A 16,634-nucleotide genomic window follows, 5' to 3' on the forward strand; every position below is an offset into this window, starting at 1 on the left:
ACCGTGATGGATGACGTCTTCTCCCCGGACGACCACGTGTCTCCGCCCCTGGTCGGCTGAGCCGCGCCGGGGATCGGACCGGCGGGCGCCGGCGCGTCACGCGAGGTGACCGCTACGTGCCGGCGCCCGTCACCGTCAGTTCAGCAGCAGGGCGGTGTCCCAGCCGGTCCTCGCGGGTTCGTCGTTCGCGTAGGCGTGCAGCGCCAGCGCGATTCCGGCCGCGCCCTCCAGGAAGCCCGCCCGGTCCGGTGCGACCATCGCGCCGGCTCCCGCGGCGTACCGGAAGCCGAACGGGGCCGCCGGATCGAAACAGCCGACGACCCGGCGGGCGAGCCCGTCGGCCGCCTCGCGCAGGTCGGCGGCGCCCTCGTCGGCCGCCATCAGGCGCGTCATGTGCAGCATGCCCGCCCAGCCGTGGCACAGGCCGGCGTCGATCATGTCCCACTCGTCCCAGGGACGGGCGAGCGCGCGGCGCAGCACCGAGACGGCCGTCTCCCGCCAGGACGGCCGGTCGAGCGCGAGGCCGGCGAGCTGGAGCGCGCGGGCGATGCCCGGCGCGCCGTAGCACCAGCCGGGCCGGTCGGGCCGCGCCGATCGGTCCGGGCCGCGAAGCTGCCGGTGGAGGGTGACGACCGGCGGCCACGAGCCCTCGTGAAGCCACGCCAGCAGCCACGCGACGATCCGCTCGATCGCCGCCTCCTGCCCCGGCAGGCGCAGGCCGTCCCGGTGGGCGATGGCCAGCAGGGACAGCGGGCCCGCGATTCCGTGCGCCAGGCCGAAGTTGAAGTGGCCGTCGCGGTCGGGTGTGTTCTTCAGCGGAGCGTGAGCCACCCACCACCCGGGCACGCGTGCGCCGTCGACCTCGACCGGCTCGGTGAGGGCGATGAGGGAGCGCACCGCCGGTTCGGCGTGTCCGGTGCCGAGCAGCAGCCGGCCCAGACCGGTGAGACCCTGCACGACGTCGTACGCGGCGAAGGCGGTCCCGGGCCGTCCGGCGGCGATGCGGTCCAGCTCCTCGCGGGCCCGTTCGCTCGCGGCCGCGCGGACCGCCGGCTCGGCGCGGGCGAGCAGGCTCGCGTAGTCGCCGGGCCGTGTCACCGCCGCCCGTGTGGCGAACACGACGGCGGGCAGGCCCGCGAACAGGCCGCCCCGGCCGGGCAGCGCGGCCCCCGCTCCCCGGGCCAGGTACGCGTGCGCGCTCGGCCGGTCGCCCAGTTCGGCGTGGAGCAGCGCGATCCCCGGGCATCCCTCGTTCAGCGCGGCCGGATGCCAGGTGGCGGGCGTACTGCCGTCCGGGAATTGGTCGACCGCCGCCCCGGTGATCCGCGTGACCGCGACCGGGTCGGCCAGCCGCCGCGCCACCTCCGCGACGACGGCCGCCGCCTCCGTCCGTACGGCGCCGGTGGCCGTCGCTCCGCCCGGCGTCACTTCGCGTGCCTGTCGCGGTCCGCCAGGGCCTGGAGCGCGCCACGCGCGATCGCGTACGAGGCGCCCTCCGCATCCGGAGCCGCCCCGACGAGCCGGTTGTGGTGCATGTGCAGCAGCGCCGGAAGCGGTGGCCGGCGGTTCAGCGAACGGATCACCTGGCCGTACGCCGCCACGGCGGTCCGGCGGCGCTCCCAGGTCGCGGTCAGGCGCGGGTCGAGGTCCCGCCCGTCGATGACCTCGATCGCGGTGCGGCGTATCGCCTGGAAGGCGGCGTGGTGCTCGCCCTTCGGATAGGCGTGCAGGAACCAGTCGCGCCAGTCGGGGGCGCCGAAGGCGCGCACCAGATCCACGTAGTTCGCCGCCGCGAGCAGTTCGGGCCGCAGGGGCAGGCGCAGGCCGAGCTGCTCGATCACCGCCTCGCTGTCCGCCTGGAAGACCCGCTCGGCCGCCTCCAGCGCCTCGGGCCCGCCGTAGCGTTCGACCTCCGGCTCGTACGTGTCGAGCACCAGCGTCCGGGCGAGCCCGGCCTGGCACAGCCCGTCCGCCCAGTCGTGCACCAGCGGCAGGACCTCGGCGTTCAGGCGGTCCGGGCTGCCGTGGAACCGGAGCCGAAGGTGCGGCTCGGGGTCGAAGTAACGGATGAAGAACCACCGGTCCACCGATGACGGCAACGCCGCCCGCAGCGCCGGCAGCCGCCGGCCGATCAGCTCGGCGTGCCGGTCGGCGGAGGCGTACAGCTTGGCGAACAGCCACGCCCCGCCCGGCCGGTGCGCCGACGGGCGGCTCCGCACCGTCGCCGGCGTACGGACGGGGGGCTCCGAGGAGCCCGTGCTCAGCGTGACGACGAGCTCGTTGGCGCGCCCGTTCGACCAGCCGGTGCCGAAGCCCTCCCCGCCGGGCGACTCGACCAGCAGCGTGCTCGGGCGGCGGCCGAGCTCGTGGCGCAGGATCCGGCGGTGCAGCGGCGCGTCGAGGTCGAGCCCGATGCGGTTGTCGCCGTTCGTCATGAACACCTCGGACGGCACGCGCCAGCGCTCGCGCCAGGCGTCGAGGCGGCGCAGCCACTCGCTCTCGGTCAGCCCGGCGTCGATGAGGCCGACGTCGGGCCGCCAGGTCGCGGAGGCCAGGATCGTACGGCCGTGGCGGACCCGGGGCAGGAACGGCAGCATCGCGTCGAGCTCACCCCAGGTCCACGCGTTGCACGCCCGGTGGCGGGCCTCGGTGACGTCGTAGAGGAAGCGGGCGATCTCCGGGCCGACCCGGCTCACCACCAGCATGTGCAGGGTCGTCGGGGCGATCTCGGTGTCGCGGCTCAGCGAGTGCACGAACAGCCGTCCGTTCGCCGCGCCGACGACCAGGTCGTCCAGGTCGATCACCGCGGGGTCGCCCGGGTCCGCGAACGTCCCGACCGGCAGGCTGTGGTCGGTCAGCTGCGGCACGCGGGCCACGTTGGAGACTCGCGTCCAGTTCGCCTGGAAGGTGAGCTGCGGCCGGACGGTGCGGTCCTCGTGCAGGATCCGGGCCGTCTGGTCGCGGAGACCGTCGAGCAGGTAGGCGAAGCGGCCGCTCAGCGCGCCCGCCCGGCGCGACAGCGGCATCGTCGCCAGAGCGAGGCGAAAGTCGCCGTTCTCCAGCGCGGTCACCGACTCGGCCAGGAGGTGGGCGCCGATCTCCAGCGTCGGCGGCAGGCGTCCGTCGTCCGCGCCGGAGAGGCGGTCGATCATCGCCGCGTCGAGCTCGACCTCGTGCGCTCCGTCGAGCAGCGCGCGCTGGGCGAGCTCGCCGAAGACGCGCTCGCGGTACCGGTTCGGCTCCGGCCGGCCGACGTCGCGGGTCGACGTACGGTAGCCGGCCGGGGTGCCGAGTCCCTTCTCCGGATCCAGGAGCTCCTTCACCGGAACCAGCCGGCCGGTTCCGTACCGGTCCACGAAGTCGTCGTGGTAGGCGCGCATGTGGGGTGCGGCGCGGTCGGGCGGGGTGACGCGGGTCAGCACCGCGGCGACGGACTCCAGCTCTTCGGCCACCGCCCAGGGAAGCGTCACGTCGGCGTCGAGTCTCACGTCCACGTGGGGCGCGTGCTGCTTCTCGCCCAGCCGCCGGGTGGTGCGGATGACCTCGTTCCACGCCGTCAGTCCCGCGGCCATCGGCGTGGCCGCGTAGGCGTCCAGCGCGGCGGCCGCCTCGTCCAGCCCGGTCCCCTCCCCCGGAGGGAGCCGGTCCAGGACGTGCCGGACGGGGTCGGCGTCGTCGGGGGGCATCAGCTCGGTCAGCAGCAGGTACCGCTCGATGAGCTGCAGCAGCACCCGCTCCACGGCCTCCGGCGAGCCGTGCGGGAAGGCGTCGCGCAGGTGCTCGGTCAGCTCGGTGAACGGCACCGGGCGGCGGGCCCGCTCGATCACCGCCGAGACCACGGGCGTACGGCGCACGGACACCTCGAGCGCGGGCCCGTCGTCGCCCACGGGCAGGTGCGGCAGGACGAGCCGGTCACCGCGGATGAAGCTGAGGTTGTTGCGGACCACGCGCAGCCGCCGGACGACCTCGGGCCGGCGTTCCCAGTCGCGCACCAGCGCGTGCAGCCAGCCGACGTCCGGGCGGGCGCTCTTGCGGTGCTCGTCGCCGAACTCCACCTTGGCGGCGTGGTCGAAGCGCGCCTCGGACACCCCCGCCATGACGCCGAAGGGCGTGGCCCGGGTCGCCATGCGAAGGGCGTAACGGGAGACCGAGATCACGGCGCGCCGCAGTTTCTTGGGATCGACCGGGCGCCCGGCCTCCAGCGCGTCGAGCGTGTGCGTCAGCGACGGGCTCGACACGGCGATCGCCTCCCGCACCAGCGGGTCGGCGATCATCGAGCGGAGGTAACCGACCGGGTCGTCGCCGTCGCTCCGGGTCCGCGCCGCCGAGCCGGCCGGCAGCACGCTCATGCGCACCAGCACGCGTTCGGCGGCCCTGAGTCTCGGCATATCTGTCATGCAGCATCTCTCCGTGCACGCTGATTGAACTCGAAAATCTGACCAGATCAGTTAAGCGAGTAGTCGCGATACCCGATCCAGAACGTACCAGCGAATTAACCCGAAATGGCAACCATTCGCGACGTCAGCGATCGGTAAGCGCGGCATGGCAGACTTTCGGCGCGCCGCAGGCCCTGCGGCGTTCTTCAATGAACAGGAAGGAAAAATATGCCGCCGGTCGCATCTCCCGATGTGGATGAGAGCATCTTCGACCTGGACATCGAATTGCTGATGGAATCGGATTCCGTCACCCCGATTCAGTCCTGCAGCGGTAGCGACAGCACCTGCGGGACGCAGGTGTCCTGGAGCGGTACCTGCGGCGCGACGCAGGACTGCGGGACCTGTAGCCCGACGTACGGCGCCATGGCTCCCGGTATGTGCATTTGATCGATGCCGCACGGCGAGCCGCCGCCCGCCGAATCGCAGGCGACGTGGCGGCTCGCCTTGCTTCCGGCGGGACACCTGGCACGGCGGCGAGGCCGGACCACGTCGGCCGCGCGCATCTCTACGCGGCGCTGCACCGGCTCGAACCCGAGGCGGGGTGGGACAGGATCGGCCACCGGTTCCTGGAAGGCGGGCTCACGACGGCCGGGCCGGCCGGGCTGTTCACCGGCGGCCTCGCCGGCCTCGGCGTCGCGGCCGCGCTGTTGAAGGGACCGACCGGCCGCTACGGGAACCTCTTGGCGAAGGTGGACGGAGCGATCGATCGCGTGGAGAACCACGTGGAGAACCACGACCTCATCGAGGGGACCACGGGCGTCGGGGTCTACCTGCTGATGCGGCCGCTGCCGGCGCGCCGGCAGGCCGTGGTCGGCGCGCTGGCGAAGGCCGCCGCCGGCGACCCGCCGTTCCACGTGCCGCCGCACCGGGTCCCCCCGGCCTGGGCGCTGCCCCAGGGCTACGCCGACTGCGGCCTGGCCCACGGCGCCGCGGGCCCGCTGGCGCTCCTCGCCCTGCTCAGTGAGGAGCACGCCGAGGTTCCCGCCGGTACGCTCGCGCGGATCGCGGACTGGCTGCTGGACGTGGCGCACACCGACGAGTGGGGCATCGCGTGGCCCGCCGGAGTCGCGGGCCGGGACCGGCTGCCATCGCCGCGCCGGGCGTCGTGGTGCTACGGCGTCCCCGGGATCGCCCGTGCCCTCTGGCTGGCCGGACGGGCCCTGAACGAACCGGGCTACCAGAGCGTCGCCCGCGAGGCCATGACCGCGTTGCTCGACCACCCGGAGGCATGGGGCATCGGCGCCTCGCCGGACCTCTGCCACGGGCTCGGCGGGCTGCTGCTGGTCACGGGGGCCTTCGCGGCCGACGACGCGCGGTTCGGGGCGGCCGTAGGCGATCTGCTCGACCGGGTCCTCGGCGCCTTCGACCCGGACCTGCCGCTCGGCTTCGCCACCGGCGGCGAGGGCCTGCTGACCGGCGCGGCGGGTGTCGCGCTGGCCCTGCTGACGGTGACCGGGGACGCGCCGGGTCCGGCCGCTCGCCCGTTCCTGGTGGCCTGATGGGACGGCATCGCGCAGGCGCGGCGGCCGAAGCGGCCCGCGACGAGCTCTTCGGCTCCGGCATCCGGCTGTCCCTCGGCCAGCTCCGTCACGAGGGGGCCGGTTCACGGGTCGGCTTCTTCACGATGGCCCGCGAGCTTCCGCGGCTGATGGCCGTCACGGTCCGGCTGGGGCGGGCGGCGGCTCCCGGGGCGCTCGCCGCGATCGTGATCGCCGAACTCATCGGGGGCGTCGCGACCGTGGTGACGCTGATGTCGACGTACCGCGTCCTCGTGCCGTTGATGGCCGGCGGGCCGTCCCGGGACCGGCTGCTCGCCGCCGGGCCCGCGCTGGCCGCGATCGCCCTGGCCGCCGGGACGGCCAGCGTGATGCGGGCGGCCAGCAAGGCGGCCGCGAGCCGGCTCGGCCCGCGGGCCGAGCGCCTGGCGTACACGCGGCTGCTGGAGAGGGCCGCGAAGGTGGAACTCGCCGCCCTGGAGGACGCCGGCTTCCACAACCTGCTGGGAGCGGCCCGCCAGGGCACCCGGGCCACCCGCGTCGTGATCACGAACGCGGTCGCGCTCCTCACGGGCCTGACGAACCTGGTGGCCTCCGCCGGGGTTCTCACGGTGCTGCACCCGCTCCTCCTGCCGTTGCTCCTGGCGACGATCGCGCCGAAGGGCTGGAGCGCCGTACGGGCCGCGCGGGCGCGCTTCGCCTCGGCCAAGCGCTACATGGACCTGACGCGTCAGCTAGAAGTCCTCGGCGACCTGCTCAGCAGCCCGAACACCGGCCCGGAGATCCGGGCGCACGGCGCCGCGCCGTACCTGCTCGCGCACTACGACCGGCTGTCGTCGGTGGCCGAGGAGGAGCAGGAACGGCTGGGCCGCGCCGAGGCGCGCGGCGTGCTGGCCGGTGACGCGTTGTCGGGCCTGGCGAGCGTGGCGACCTACGCCGCCCTCGGCGCGCTGCTCCTCGTGGGCACCGTCCCGCTCGCGGTGGCCGGGGCGGCGGTGATGGCCATCCGGACCGGCCGGACCAGCCTGATCGGCCTGGTCATGTCGACCAACCAGATCTACGAGCAGGGACTGTTCGTCCTCGAGTGGGAGCGGGCCTGTGCCGAGGCGGAGCAGCGCGCCCTGCACACCGGCGACCTGGCGCTGCCGCCCCACCCGGTCGAGATCCGCACCAGGGATCTCCGCTTCGTCTACCCGCACAAGACGCGGCCCGCGCTGGACGGGGTCGACGTCGTGATCCGGCCGGGCGAGATCGTGGCGCTCGTCGGGGAGAACGGCTCGGGCAAGAGCACCCTGGCCAAGCTGCTGTGCGGCCTCTATCTGCCCGGTGGCGGGCAGGTGACCTGGGGCGGAGTGCCCATCGAGCTACTGGACCGGCGAGGCGTCTTCGAGCGGGTCGCCCTGGCCGCCCAGGACTTCCCCCGCTGGCCGTTCACCGCGCGGGTCAACCTGGCCATCGGCCGCACCGACCACGCCGGCGACCGCGAACGCCTGTGGTGGGCCGGGCTGGCCAGCGGCGCCGACACGGTGGCCGCGTCGCTGCCCGACGGCTGGGACACCCTGCTGGCCCGGGAGTTCATGGGCGGCACGGAGCTGTCCGGCGGCCAGTGGCAGCGCATCGGCCTCGGCCGCTCGTGGTTCCGCGACGCGCCCGTTCTCGTCTTCGACGAGCCGACCTCCGCCCTGGATCCCCGGGCGGAGACGGAGATCTTCGACAAGGTCGGGACCCTGGCCGCGGACGGCCGGACGGTCATCCTCATCACTCACCGGCTGGCCTCCGTGCGCCGCGTGGACCGGATCTACGTGCTGCGGCGGGGAAAGGTCATCGAGCACGGCACGCACGAAGGCCTGATGGCCGCCGACGGCGCGTACGCCGAGATGTACCGGCTGCAGGCCGAACAGTACGCCGACCCTCCGGTCCCCACGGCCGACGACAAGAACAAAAAGGAGTTCTCGCAGTGACGGCACTCTCCACACTCATCGGAGACGTCGACGAATTCTTTTCCCGGCATCTCGGAAAGGCGGCGCTCCACCGACCCGGTGCCGCGTCGAATCTGGAGAATCTCATCTCGGTCGAGGACATCGACCGGGTTCTCACCGGAAGCGCGCTCCGAACGCCCGGCGTGCGGATCGCCAAGGACGGGACGGTCATCCCGGCTGACCGTTATGTGGCGAAATCGACGCTCGGCTACGCGGACCTCGGCGATGTCGTCGACCCGGTCAAGGCCGTGCGGTTCTTTCGCGGCGGCGCGACCATCGTGCTGGGCACGGTCAACCTGCTGCTGCCTCACCTGCACGCGCTCTGCAAGGACATCGAGACGGACCTCGGGCACCCGGTGGACGCCAACGTCTACGTCGCGCCGCCGCACGCGCGGGCCTTCGAGGTCCACTGCGACGCCCAGGACATCATCATCGTCCAGATCCACGGAAGTAAGCGGTGGGAGCTGTTCGACGCGATCGTGCCGAACCCCGGCGGCGGGAAGATCGTCTCCGACCTGGACGCCTCGTCGTCGACGTACGAACTCCGGGAGGGCGACGTGCTCTACGTGCCCCGGGGCATGCCTCACCTGGTGCGCACGGCCGACGCGTCCTCGATCCACCTCACCCTCAGCATCAACACCCTGACCTGGGCCGATCTCCTGCGCGGCATGGTGCTGGAGATCCTGCGCTCCGACGACTTCGCCGGCGCGCTGCCGCTGGGCCACGACGTCGCCGGACAGGCCGCGCCGCTGGTGAGGAAGTACGCGGACCTGCTCTCGGCGGCGCTCGCCGACCGCGCCGACGCGGACGCCGTCGACCGGATCGTCTACGGCAGGACCGCGTTCGGTGACGGGCTCAAAACCGGCCTCTTCCGGCAGGCGCTGCTCGACACGCCGATCGACCTCGCGGACCGGATCGCCCTGCGCGCCGGCACCTGGCCCGTGACCACGGACGACGGGCGGGTGACGGTGGGAGACACCGGATTCCGCCTCCCCCGGGACGCCGTCGAGACGTGCCGCCGCCTGCGGAACGGGCCGATGAAGGTCGCCGAGATCTCCTCCGCGCCGGACGAGGCGCGGGGGATCGCGAGCGCGCTCGTCACCCTGGGCCTCTGCACGACGGGATCGTGATCCTCGGCGGGCGCTCAGCCGGTGGCCGCGAGTCGCGCGGTGGAGGCGATCTCCGCGGAGAAGTGGTCGACCAGGCGGCCGAGCGCCTCATCGGTGCCGGTCTCGACGGCCGTCGATCCGTCCTCGAGCGCCGTGATGTGGCGGTCGAGGACGAACCATCCCTGAACGATGTGCCGGGCGCCCATCGACGACAGCACGGGCCGCAACGCGTAGTCGATGGCCAGGACATGTGCCGTGCTCCCGCCCGTGGCCAGCGGCAGGATCGTCTTGCCCGTCAGCGCGTACTGCGGGAGCAGGTCGAGCAGCGACTTCAGCAGTCCCGAGTACGCCGCCTTGTAGACGGGAGTGCCGATGACGACGCCGTCGGCCCGGTCGAACGACTCGGTGGCCGCGACGATGGCGGGATGCCCGAAGTCCGCGCCGAGCAGCGCCTCGCTCGGCAGCGTACGGACCTCCAGCGACGTCACCTCGTGGCCCTGGGCCGCGAGCCGTACCGCCACGTGGTCGAGGAGCCGGGCGGTACGGGAGGTGGCGGACGGGCTTCCGGAAACGGTCAGGATGCTGGCCATGGTGACCTCACCTCACGGTGGAGAGGGTGAACGGGACGCGTACTCAGCTGAGGGTCTCGACGACCACGACGGGGCCGCGATCCGGTCCGGAACGCAGGCGTTCGAGCCACTGCACGACGTGGGCGGCGACGCTGCGGTGGTCGATGTCGTTGAGGACGTCGTGCCGTCCTCCCCGGACGATCCCCAGCTCGGCCGCCGGCAGCCGGGCGGCGATCGAGCGTGCGGTCGCCGGTGGGGTGACCGGGTCGGCGTCGCCGTGCAGGAGGAGCACGGGCAGGCCGATCCGGTCCAGCGGGAGTTCCGCGGACAGCAGCGCCGCCGGGGGCGGTGCGGCCAGCGAGCCGCGGACGAACCGGATGTCGTCGGTGAGCCGCCGCCGGTGCGCGGGGCAGGCGGTGCGCGCCTCGAGCTCTTCCGCCCACGACGACCGGGGCGTCGTCCCGAAGGCGGCCAGGCCGGCGATGATGACACCGTCCGGCGGACGGTCCTGCGCGGCGGCCAGGGCGAGGGCCTGGAGGGCGCCGGTGTCCGACCCGGCCAACACGATCGGCCCGGTCGCGGTCGCGCCGATCTCGTCCACCAGCCGGGCGAGGGTTTCCAGGTCGTCGCCGGGCGTGCTGTCGGCGGCGTGGACGGCGTAGGCGTCGGCCGAGAGACGGCGGCCCAGCCGCTCGTAGACGCCCCCGTGCTCACCGCGCCCGGGGAACAATACGACGGTGCCGCGCTGGTGGAGATCGCCGGCGGGGAGCCAGGAGCGGATGGTCGGCAGGGTGGCGGGTTCGGTCATGTCGGTGCCTCAGCTGTTCCGGGTGACACGGGCGAGCGCGCCGCGGCCGGCCGCGGCGATGATGACGTCGTCCTGCGGGGTGTGGACCCGGGAGCACAACACGTCCCGGTAGTGCCGCTGTAGCGGGTTGTTCCTGGTCAGTCCGTTGTTGCCGACGAGAGCCACGGCCTGCTCGACCGCGGTGATCGCCGCGCGGGTGCCGAGCAGCTTGACGGTCTCGGCGCGCCCCTCGGGCAGGTCGCCTTCGTCGTACCGCCGGGCCAGGGCGTCGATGAGATCGTTCGCGCCGGTGAGCGCGGTCTCGATCTCCCCGACCGCGGTCTGGAACCGTGGCAGGGTCGCCAGCGGCGCGCCGAGCGAGGTGGGGACCCGCTCGTGCAGGAAGCGTACGAGCCAGTCCCGCGCGGCCCCGGCGACGCCGAGGTAGAGGGCGGTGAGCCCGAGGGAGTTCCAGACGGCCTGGTCACCGCGCGCGGGCCGCCCGGGTAGGGGTTCGGTGAGGTTCGCGACGGAGCCGAGCGGAACCGGCACGTCGGTGAAGATGACGTCGTCGCTGCGGCTGGCGCGCAACCCCAGGTGGTCCCAGGTGGGTTCGATGACGATCCCCGGGCCGCCGGCACGGACGAGGAACGAGCCGACGCGCGCGGGTTCCTCGTCGGTGCGGGCCCAGACCGCCATCCAGCTCAGGCCGACGGCACCGGTGGAGAAGATCTTTCGTCCGGTGAGGGACCAGCGGTCGCCGTCGCGCCGGGCCGTCGTGGCGGGCAGGCCGCCGCGTGCCGGCGTACCGAGGTCCGGCTCCACCCGCAGCGTGTTGACGAGCGCCGGACCGGGCGTGGCCAGCAGCTCCCGGTAGATCGCCGCGGGCCAGGCGCCGCCGCGGGCCTGCAGGGCGTGGGTGAACAGCGTCATCGCGGTGACCAGGGCGACCGACGGGTCGCCCGCGCCGAGTCCGCGCAGGATCCGTACGGTGTCGGCGAGACCGGCGCCGGCGCCGCCGGAGTCCGTGCCGACGGTCGCCGTGAGAAGCCCGGCCTCGTGCACGGCGGCGACTCCCTCGAAGGGGAAGGAGCCGTCGCGGTCGTGCTCGTCGGCGCGGGCGGCCAGTGCGGCGGCGACGTCGGCCAGGCGCTCCGGCGCGTACGGCGGCGGTGCCGTGCCCGGCGGCGCCTCGGTGTGCGTTGTCGGGGCCATCGGATCAGACCAGCGCCGCGGCGTTCGCGCGCAGCAGCGGGACCAGGCGCCGTCCCCAGTCGACGACGTCCTCGAGCGGGTCGAAACCGCGGATCAGGATGGTGTCGACGCCCACCCGCCGGTAGCCGTCGAGTGCGTTCGCGACCTGCTCCGCCGTGCCGACCAGCGCGGTGGAGTTGCCGCCCGGCCCGGTGAGCGCGGTGATGCCGTACCAGAGCCGCTCGTCGTGGCGTTCGTTCTCGGCCGCCTGTCGCTGCAGCCGTGCGGAGCCCACCGAGGTGGACATGCGGTACGGGTGCGAGGCGCCGGCCCGCTCGGCGGTGAGAGCGCGGATGCGTTCGGCCCGTTCCCACGCCGCGTCCTCGGTGTCGGCGATGATCGGCCGGATCGACAGGCTGAACCGCAGGGTGCGGCCGTGCGCGGCGGCGGCCTCGCGCAGCGCGGCGATCCGCTCGGCGATCTGCCGCCTCGGCTCGCCCCACAGCATGTACACGTCGGCGTGCCGGGTGCCGACCTCGATCGCCGCGGGGGACGCGCCGCCGAAGTACAGCGGGATGCCCTCGGGCGTGGCGGGCTTGACCGTGCTGAAGGCGCCCTCCACCCGGTAGAACTCGCCGCTGTGGTCGAACGGCCGGTCCGCCTCCCACACCCGCCGCAGCAGGGACATGAACTCGGCGGTCCGCGCGTAGCGCCGGTCGTGGTCGGCGAAGTCGCCGTCGCGCCTCTGGTCCGCCTCGTCCCCGCCGGAGATGTGGTGGATGGCGACCCGGCCGCCGCCGGTCAACTGGTCCAGGGTGGCCAGCTTGCGGGCGACCAGGGTCGGGGCGACGAAGCCGGGCCGGTGCGCGATCAGCACCTTGAGCCGGGTCGTGGCGTTCAGCACGTGCGCGGCGACGGCGAACCCGTCCGCGCCGGTCGCGCCGTACCCGATGAGGACCCGATCGAAGCCGGCGGCCTCGTGCGCCCGGGCGAACCTCGCCAGGTAGTCGGCGTCGATGGTGCCGTAGTGGTCGCCGTGGGTCTCGGACGCGTCCCGCGTCCCGACCATGCCGAGGAGTTCGAAGGTCATGTCCGCTCTCTTTCTAGGCGGGGATGCCGGTCAGGGCCTGGGCGCGGACCAGGCGGATGAGGTTTCCGTAGTCGGTGGCGTCGGCGAGCGGGGTGAACCCGCGGATGAGCAGGGTGCCGACGCCGAGGTTGACGTAGTCGAGCAGCGACTCGGCGACCTGTTCGTAGCTGCCCACCAGCGCGGTGGAGTTCCCGGCGGCGCCGGTCTCCTTGGCGATCGCGGTCCACAGCCGCTTGTCGTGCACCTCCGCCTGGTCGGCGAAGTCGAGAAGCCGCCGGCTGCCCTGCTGCGCCGAACCGTCGATGCCGAAGGTCTTCCTCAGCTCGCCGGCCCGCTCCTTGGTGAGCCGGAGGATCTCCCGGGCGCGCTGCCACGCCTCGGTCTCGGTCGCGGCCGGGATGGGCCGCAGGCTGACGCTGAACCGGGGGTCGCGGCCGTACGGGGCGGCGGCGGCGCGTACCTCGGCGATCCGTTCGGCGATGCCGGCCAGCGGCTCGCCCCAGAACGCGTACACGTCGGCGTGCTTGCCCCCGACCCGTACCGCGTCCGCGGAGGCGCCGCCGAAGTAGACCGGGATCCGGCCGTCCGGGCGTACCGGCGTGAACCCGCCGCGTACCTGGTAGAACTCCCCGTCGTAGTCGAACGGCGCGGTGGACTCCCACTCCAGGCGCAGCACGTCGAGGAACTCATCCGTACGCCGGTAGCGCGTCGGTTTGTCGGTGATGTCGCCGTCCCTGGCCTGGTCCGCGTCGTCGCCGCCGGTGATGACGTGCAGCACGACCCGGCCGGGGTGGAAGGCGTCCAGGGTGGCGAACTTGCGCGCCGCCAGCGTCGGCGCCACGAAGCCGGGCCGGTGCGCGAGCAGGACGCCGAGCCGGTCGGTGCCGGTGAGCACCTGGTCGGCGACGATGAACCCGTCCGGGCTGGCCGAGGAGTGGGCGACCAGCACCCGGTCGAACCCCGCGTCCTCGTGCGCCCTGGCGAGCGCCCGCAGGTAGTCCGCGTTCACCGGCGGACCGCCGGACGCCCTCTCGATCTCGGTCTCGGTGTGCGCCCGGGTCGCGGCGATGCCGATGAACTCGATGCTCACCTCAGTGCTCCTCTCGTCTGCCCGACCAGGTCGGACCAGGTTTCGGCGTGATGGCAGGCCACCGTCCGGCCGTCCGCCCGTTCCTCGCGCGGCGGTTCGACGGCGCAGTCGGCGGTGGCGAACGGGCACAGCGGGGCGTAGCGGCACCCGCCGCCGTGCGGCCACGGCTCCCGGTCACGGGCCGGGCGCAGGCTCGCGGCGGGCCGGCCGAGCGGACGGGCGCCGATGCTCGGGGCGGAGGCGACCAGCAGCGCGGTGTACGGGTGGGCGGGGTCGCCGAACACCTCCCCGACCGGGCCCTGCTCGACCAGCCGGCCGCCGAACAGCACCGCGACCCGGTCCACCACCCCGGCCAGCGAGGTCAGGTCGTGGGAGATCATCACGATCGCGACGCCGAGCTCACGGCGCAGCCGGTCCAGCAACAACAGGACCCGGTTGCGGCTGGAGGCGTCCAGGGCGCTGACCGGTTCGTCGCACAGCAGCACCTTCGGGCGTACCGCGATGGCCCGGGCCAGGGCGACCCGCTGCCGCTGCCCGCCGGAGATCTGGCCGGGCCGCCGCGTGCCGAGCGCCGGGTCGAGGCCGACGCGGATCAGCGCCTCGTCCACGCGTTCGGCCTGCTCGGAGCGGGTGAGGCCGCCCGCGATGGTCAGCCCCTCGGCGACGATCGCCGCCACGGTCAGGTCCGGGTCGAGGGAGCGCAGCGGGTCCTGGAAGACCAGCTGGATCCCGCCGGTCCGGCGGAACGCGCGCAGCCGCCGGCCGCGCAGCGCCGTCACCTCCGTACCGTCGAAGGTCACCCGTCCCTCGTCCGCCGGGACGAGCCCGACCACGGCGCGGACCAGCGTCGTCTTGCCCGAGCCGGTCTCCCCCACCACGCCGACGATCTCGCCGGGCCGGGCGCTCAGGCTCACGCCGGACAGCACCCGGCCGGACCGGCGGCCGTACGACACCCCGAGTCCGTCCACCTCCAGCAGAGGGACGCCGTGCTCGTCGATTCGCTCAGCGCGTTCGCTCATGAGGCCTCCTCGACGCGTACGCAGCGGGCCGCGCGGTTCTCGCCCGGGGACCGCAGCGCCACCGGGCCGGCCGTGCACCGGTCCTCGGCGTACGGGCAGCGGTCGGCGAAGCGGCAGCCGGGCAGTGCGGCGCCGGTCGGCGGCGGCTGCCCCGGCAGCACCTCCACCGAGCCGGGCTCGGCGATGCGCAGCAGCGCCTCGGTGTACGGGTGGGCCGGCGAGCGCAGCACCTGCTCGGTCGGGCCGGACTCCACGAGCTCCCCGGCATAGAACACCAGCACCCGGTCGCAGGTCTCGGCGACCACGGCGAGGTCGTGGGTGACCAGCAGCAGCGACAGGCCGCGCTCGGCCCGCAGCTGGGCGAGCAGGTCCAGCACCTCGGCCTGGATCACCACGTCCAGCGCGGTGGTGGCCTCGTCGGCGATCAACAGGTCCGGCTCGCCGCCGATCGCGATGGCGATCAGGACCCGCTGGAGCATGCCGCCGGACAGCTCGTCGGGGTACCGGTGATAGACCGTGCCCGGGTCGCGCAGGCCCACCGCGTCGAGCAGCTCGACCGCCCGGGTCCGGGCCCGTTCCCTGGGCAGCCCGGCCGCCACCTGGAGCGACTCGGCGAGCTGGCGGCCCACGGTGATCGAGGGGTTGAGGTAGGACGCGGGGTCCTGGAAGACCGCGCCGAGGGTACGGCCGCGCACTCCGTCCCACTCCCGGCGCGTCAGCCCGGTCAGCTCCACGCCGGCCAGGTCGATCGTCCCGGCGCCGACCGCGCAGCCTTTCGGCAGGACGCCCAGGATCGACCGGCAGGTCAGCGTCTTGCCGCTCCCGGACTCGCCGACCAGGCCCACGGCCTCGCCGCGCCGGACGGTGAAGGAGACGTCGCGTACGGCCTCGGCGGTGCCGTCGCCGACCGTGACGTGCAGGCCGTCGACGCGCAACAGGGTTCCGGCCGGAACGGCGGCGGGCCGGAGCTCGGTCCGGGTCTCAGCGGACGGCGAGGGCATCGGGCACCTCCTGAGGGGAGCCGGACTCGGCCGGCGAGGCGTCCACGGGCAGGTCGGCGCTGTCGCCGATCGCGTCGGCGATGGCGTTCAGCGCGCCCACCGTGATCATGATCGTGAGGGCGGGGATGAGCGGCGCCCACGGCTGCTGGGAGAGAAAGCCCAGGTCGTCGGCCAGCATGCCGCCCCAGGTGGGCGCGGGCGGCTGGACTCCGATGCCGAGGAAGCTCAGCGACTGCACGGCGAGCAGGCACTCGGCCCCGGCCTGCGCGGCGGTGACCGCGATGGTCGGCAGGATCTTGCTCCACAGGTGGGTGCGCAGGATCCACAGCCGGCCGGCGCCGAACAGCTCGGCCGCCTCGACGTACTGGGCCCGCAGCAGGGTGAGCGAAGCGGCCCGGCTGACCCGGAAGAAGATCGGGGAGTACAGCAGCCCGATCGCGAGCATGGCCTGGGTGAGCCCGTTGCCGAGCACACCGACCACGGCGACCACGAACACGACGTACGGCAGGGTCTGCAGGGCGTCGACGAAACGCAGCGAGGTCCACTCGTACCCCCGGCCCAGCCACAGCGAGCCGATGCCCAGGGCGACACCGACCGCCAGCGCCGTACCGACGGCCTCCAGGGTCGCGACGATGGAGGAGGAGGTTCCCGCGATGAGCCGGCTCAGCACGTCGCGGCCGAGGCTGTCGGTGCCGAGCAGGTGATGGAGGCCGGGTCCGGACAGCGTGCGGGCCGGGTCCTGGGCCAGCGGGTCGAGCGGCGCGAGCCAGTGGCCGGACACCGCGGCCACCGCCACGACGGTCAGGACGACGGCCGACAACCGGGCCGACGGCAACCGCAGGGCGCGACGGAGAGTACCCACGG

Annotated in this window: 14 protein-coding genes; 3 read left to right on the top strand and 11 right to left on the bottom strand. The window is 73.8% G+C overall.

The features are described 5' to 3' along the window. Nucleotides 1-135: 135 nt before the first annotated feature. The 3 genes from OG417_RS33020 to OG417_RS33030 all read right to left on the bottom strand — a co-directional run bounded on the left by OG417_RS33020 (nucleotide 136) and on the right by OG417_RS33030 (nucleotide 4,819). A complete protein-coding gene (locus OG417_RS33020; RefSeq protein ID WP_329236855.1) occupies nucleotides 136-1,428 on the bottom strand; it encodes a lanthionine synthetase C family protein in 1,293 nt (430 codons plus the stop codon). Beyond that, the gene (locus OG417_RS33025) at nucleotides 1,425-4,388 is read right to left on the bottom strand and encodes a lantibiotic dehydratase (protein ID WP_329236858.1); all 2,964 of its coding nucleotides are present in this window, start codon (nucleotides 4,386-4,388) and stop codon (nucleotides 1,425-1,427) included. Before OG417_RS33025 ends, OG417_RS33020 begins: the two co-directional genes overlap by 4 nt. A 305-nt stretch (nucleotides 4,389-4,693) precedes the next feature. Further along, entirely contained in the window at nucleotides 4,694-4,819 is a 126-nt protein-coding gene (locus tag OG417_RS33030) for a hypothetical protein (protein WP_329236862.1), read from the bottom strand. 48 nt (nucleotides 4,820-4,867) lie between these two features. Between OG417_RS33030 and OG417_RS33035 the strand changes: the two genes are divergently transcribed. The 3 genes from OG417_RS33035 to OG417_RS33045 are packed head-to-tail and all read left to right on the top strand — an operon-like array spanning nucleotide 4,868 to nucleotide 9,041. Next, on the top strand, nucleotides 4,868-5,935 hold the full coding sequence (locus OG417_RS33035) for a lanthionine synthetase LanC family protein (RefSeq protein WP_329236865.1): 1,068 nt from the start codon (nucleotides 4,868-4,870) through the stop codon (nucleotides 5,933-5,935). Continuing rightward, nucleotides 5,935-7,893 carry an ABC transporter ATP-binding protein gene (locus OG417_RS33040; RefSeq protein WP_329236869.1) on the top strand — a complete coding sequence of 653 codons (1,959 nt, stop codon included), beginning with the start codon at nucleotides 5,935-5,937 and terminating at the stop codon, nucleotides 7,891-7,893. The genes OG417_RS33035 and OG417_RS33040 overlap by 1 nt, the downstream gene beginning before the upstream one ends. Next, the gene (locus OG417_RS33045; protein WP_329236873.1) at nucleotides 7,890-9,041 is read left to right on the top strand and encodes a JmjC domain-containing protein; all 1,152 of its coding nucleotides are present in this window, start codon (nucleotides 7,890-7,892) and stop codon (nucleotides 9,039-9,041) included. Before OG417_RS33040 ends, OG417_RS33045 begins: the two co-directional genes overlap by 4 nt. 14 nt (nucleotides 9,042-9,055) lie before the next feature. Here OG417_RS33045 and ssuE read toward each other — a convergent pair whose 3' ends face one another. The 8 genes from ssuE to OG417_RS33085 are packed head-to-tail and all read right to left on the bottom strand — an operon-like array spanning nucleotide 9,056 to nucleotide 16,632. Beyond that, the gene (gene ssuE / locus OG417_RS33050) at nucleotides 9,056-9,610 is read right to left on the bottom strand and encodes an NADPH-dependent FMN reductase (protein ID WP_329236877.1); all 555 of its coding nucleotides are present in this window, start codon (nucleotides 9,608-9,610) and stop codon (nucleotides 9,056-9,058) included. Between the two features lie 43 nt (nucleotides 9,611-9,653). Then, the gene (locus OG417_RS33055) at nucleotides 9,654-10,397 is read right to left on the bottom strand and encodes an alpha/beta hydrolase (protein ID WP_329236880.1); all 744 of its coding nucleotides are present in this window, start codon (nucleotides 10,395-10,397) and stop codon (nucleotides 9,654-9,656) included. A 9-nt stretch (nucleotides 10,398-10,406) separates the two neighbouring features. Then, the gene (locus OG417_RS33060) at nucleotides 10,407-11,591 is read right to left on the bottom strand and encodes an acyl-CoA dehydrogenase family protein (protein WP_329236884.1); all 1,185 of its coding nucleotides are present in this window, start codon (nucleotides 11,589-11,591) and stop codon (nucleotides 10,407-10,409) included. A 4-nt stretch (nucleotides 11,592-11,595) separates the two neighbouring features. Further along, nucleotides 11,596-12,660, bottom strand: a complete 1,065-nt coding sequence (locus OG417_RS33065) for an LLM class flavin-dependent oxidoreductase (RefSeq protein ID WP_329236887.1) — start codon at nucleotides 12,658-12,660, stop codon at nucleotides 11,596-11,598. Between the two features lie 13 nt (nucleotides 12,661-12,673). Next, nucleotides 12,674-13,750: an LLM class flavin-dependent oxidoreductase gene (locus tag OG417_RS33070; RefSeq protein WP_329236890.1), complete on the bottom strand. Its 1,077-nt coding sequence runs from the start codon at nucleotides 13,748-13,750 to the stop codon at nucleotides 12,674-12,676. Next, nucleotides 13,747-14,769, bottom strand: a complete 1,023-nt coding sequence (locus OG417_RS33075) for an ABC transporter ATP-binding protein (protein ID WP_329236893.1) — start codon at nucleotides 14,767-14,769, stop codon at nucleotides 13,747-13,749. Before OG417_RS33075 ends, OG417_RS33070 begins: the two co-directional genes overlap by 4 nt. Beyond that, entirely contained in the window at nucleotides 14,766-15,770 is a 1,005-nt protein-coding gene (locus OG417_RS33080) for an ABC transporter ATP-binding protein (RefSeq protein WP_329236896.1), read from the bottom strand. Before OG417_RS33080 ends, OG417_RS33075 begins: the two co-directional genes overlap by 4 nt. After that, entirely contained in the window at nucleotides 15,751-16,632 is an 882-nt protein-coding gene (locus OG417_RS33085; RefSeq protein WP_329236898.1) for an ABC transporter permease, read from the bottom strand. Before OG417_RS33085 ends, OG417_RS33080 begins: the two co-directional genes overlap by 20 nt. Between the last annotated feature and the right edge of the window lie 2 nt (nucleotides 16,633-16,634).

The organism is Actinoallomurus sp. NBC_01490 (assembly GCF_036227085.1).
GTDB lineage: Bacteria > Actinomycetota > Actinomycetes > Streptosporangiales > Streptosporangiaceae > Actinoallomurus > Actinoallomurus oryzae.

Coding starts and splice junctions, on each gene's coding strand:
- OG417_RS33030 (WP_329236862.1), bottom strand. CDS start 4,819: ATGCACATACCGGGAGCCATGGCGCCGTACGTCGGGCTACAGGTCCCG.
- ssuE (WP_329236877.1), bottom strand. CDS start 9,610: ATGGCCAGCATCCTGACCGTTTCCGGAAGCCCGTCCGCCACCTCCCGT.
- OG417_RS33065 (WP_329236887.1), bottom strand. CDS start 12,660: ATGACCTTCGAACTCCTCGGCATGGTCGGGACGCGGGACGCGTCCGAG.
- OG417_RS33025 (WP_329236858.1), bottom strand. CDS start 4,388: ATGCCGAGACTCAGGGCCGCCGAACGCGTGCTGGTGCGCATGAGCGTG.
- OG417_RS33080 (WP_329236896.1), bottom strand. CDS start 15,770: ATGCCCTCGCCGTCCGCTGAGACCCGGACCGAGCTCCGGCCCGCCGCC.
- OG417_RS33060 (WP_329236884.1), bottom strand. CDS start 11,591: ATGGCCCCGACAACGCACACCGAGGCGCCGCCGGGCACGGCACCGCCG.
- OG417_RS33055 (WP_329236880.1), bottom strand. CDS start 10,397: ATGACCGAACCCGCCACCCTGCCGACCATCCGCTCCTGGCTCCCCGCC.
- OG417_RS33075 (WP_329236893.1), bottom strand. CDS start 14,769: ATGAGCGAACGCGCTGAGCGAATCGACGAGCACGGCGTCCCTCTGCTG.
- OG417_RS33040 (WP_329236869.1), top strand. CDS start 5,935: ATGGGACGGCATCGCGCAGGCGCGGCGGCCGAAGCGGCCCGCGACGAG.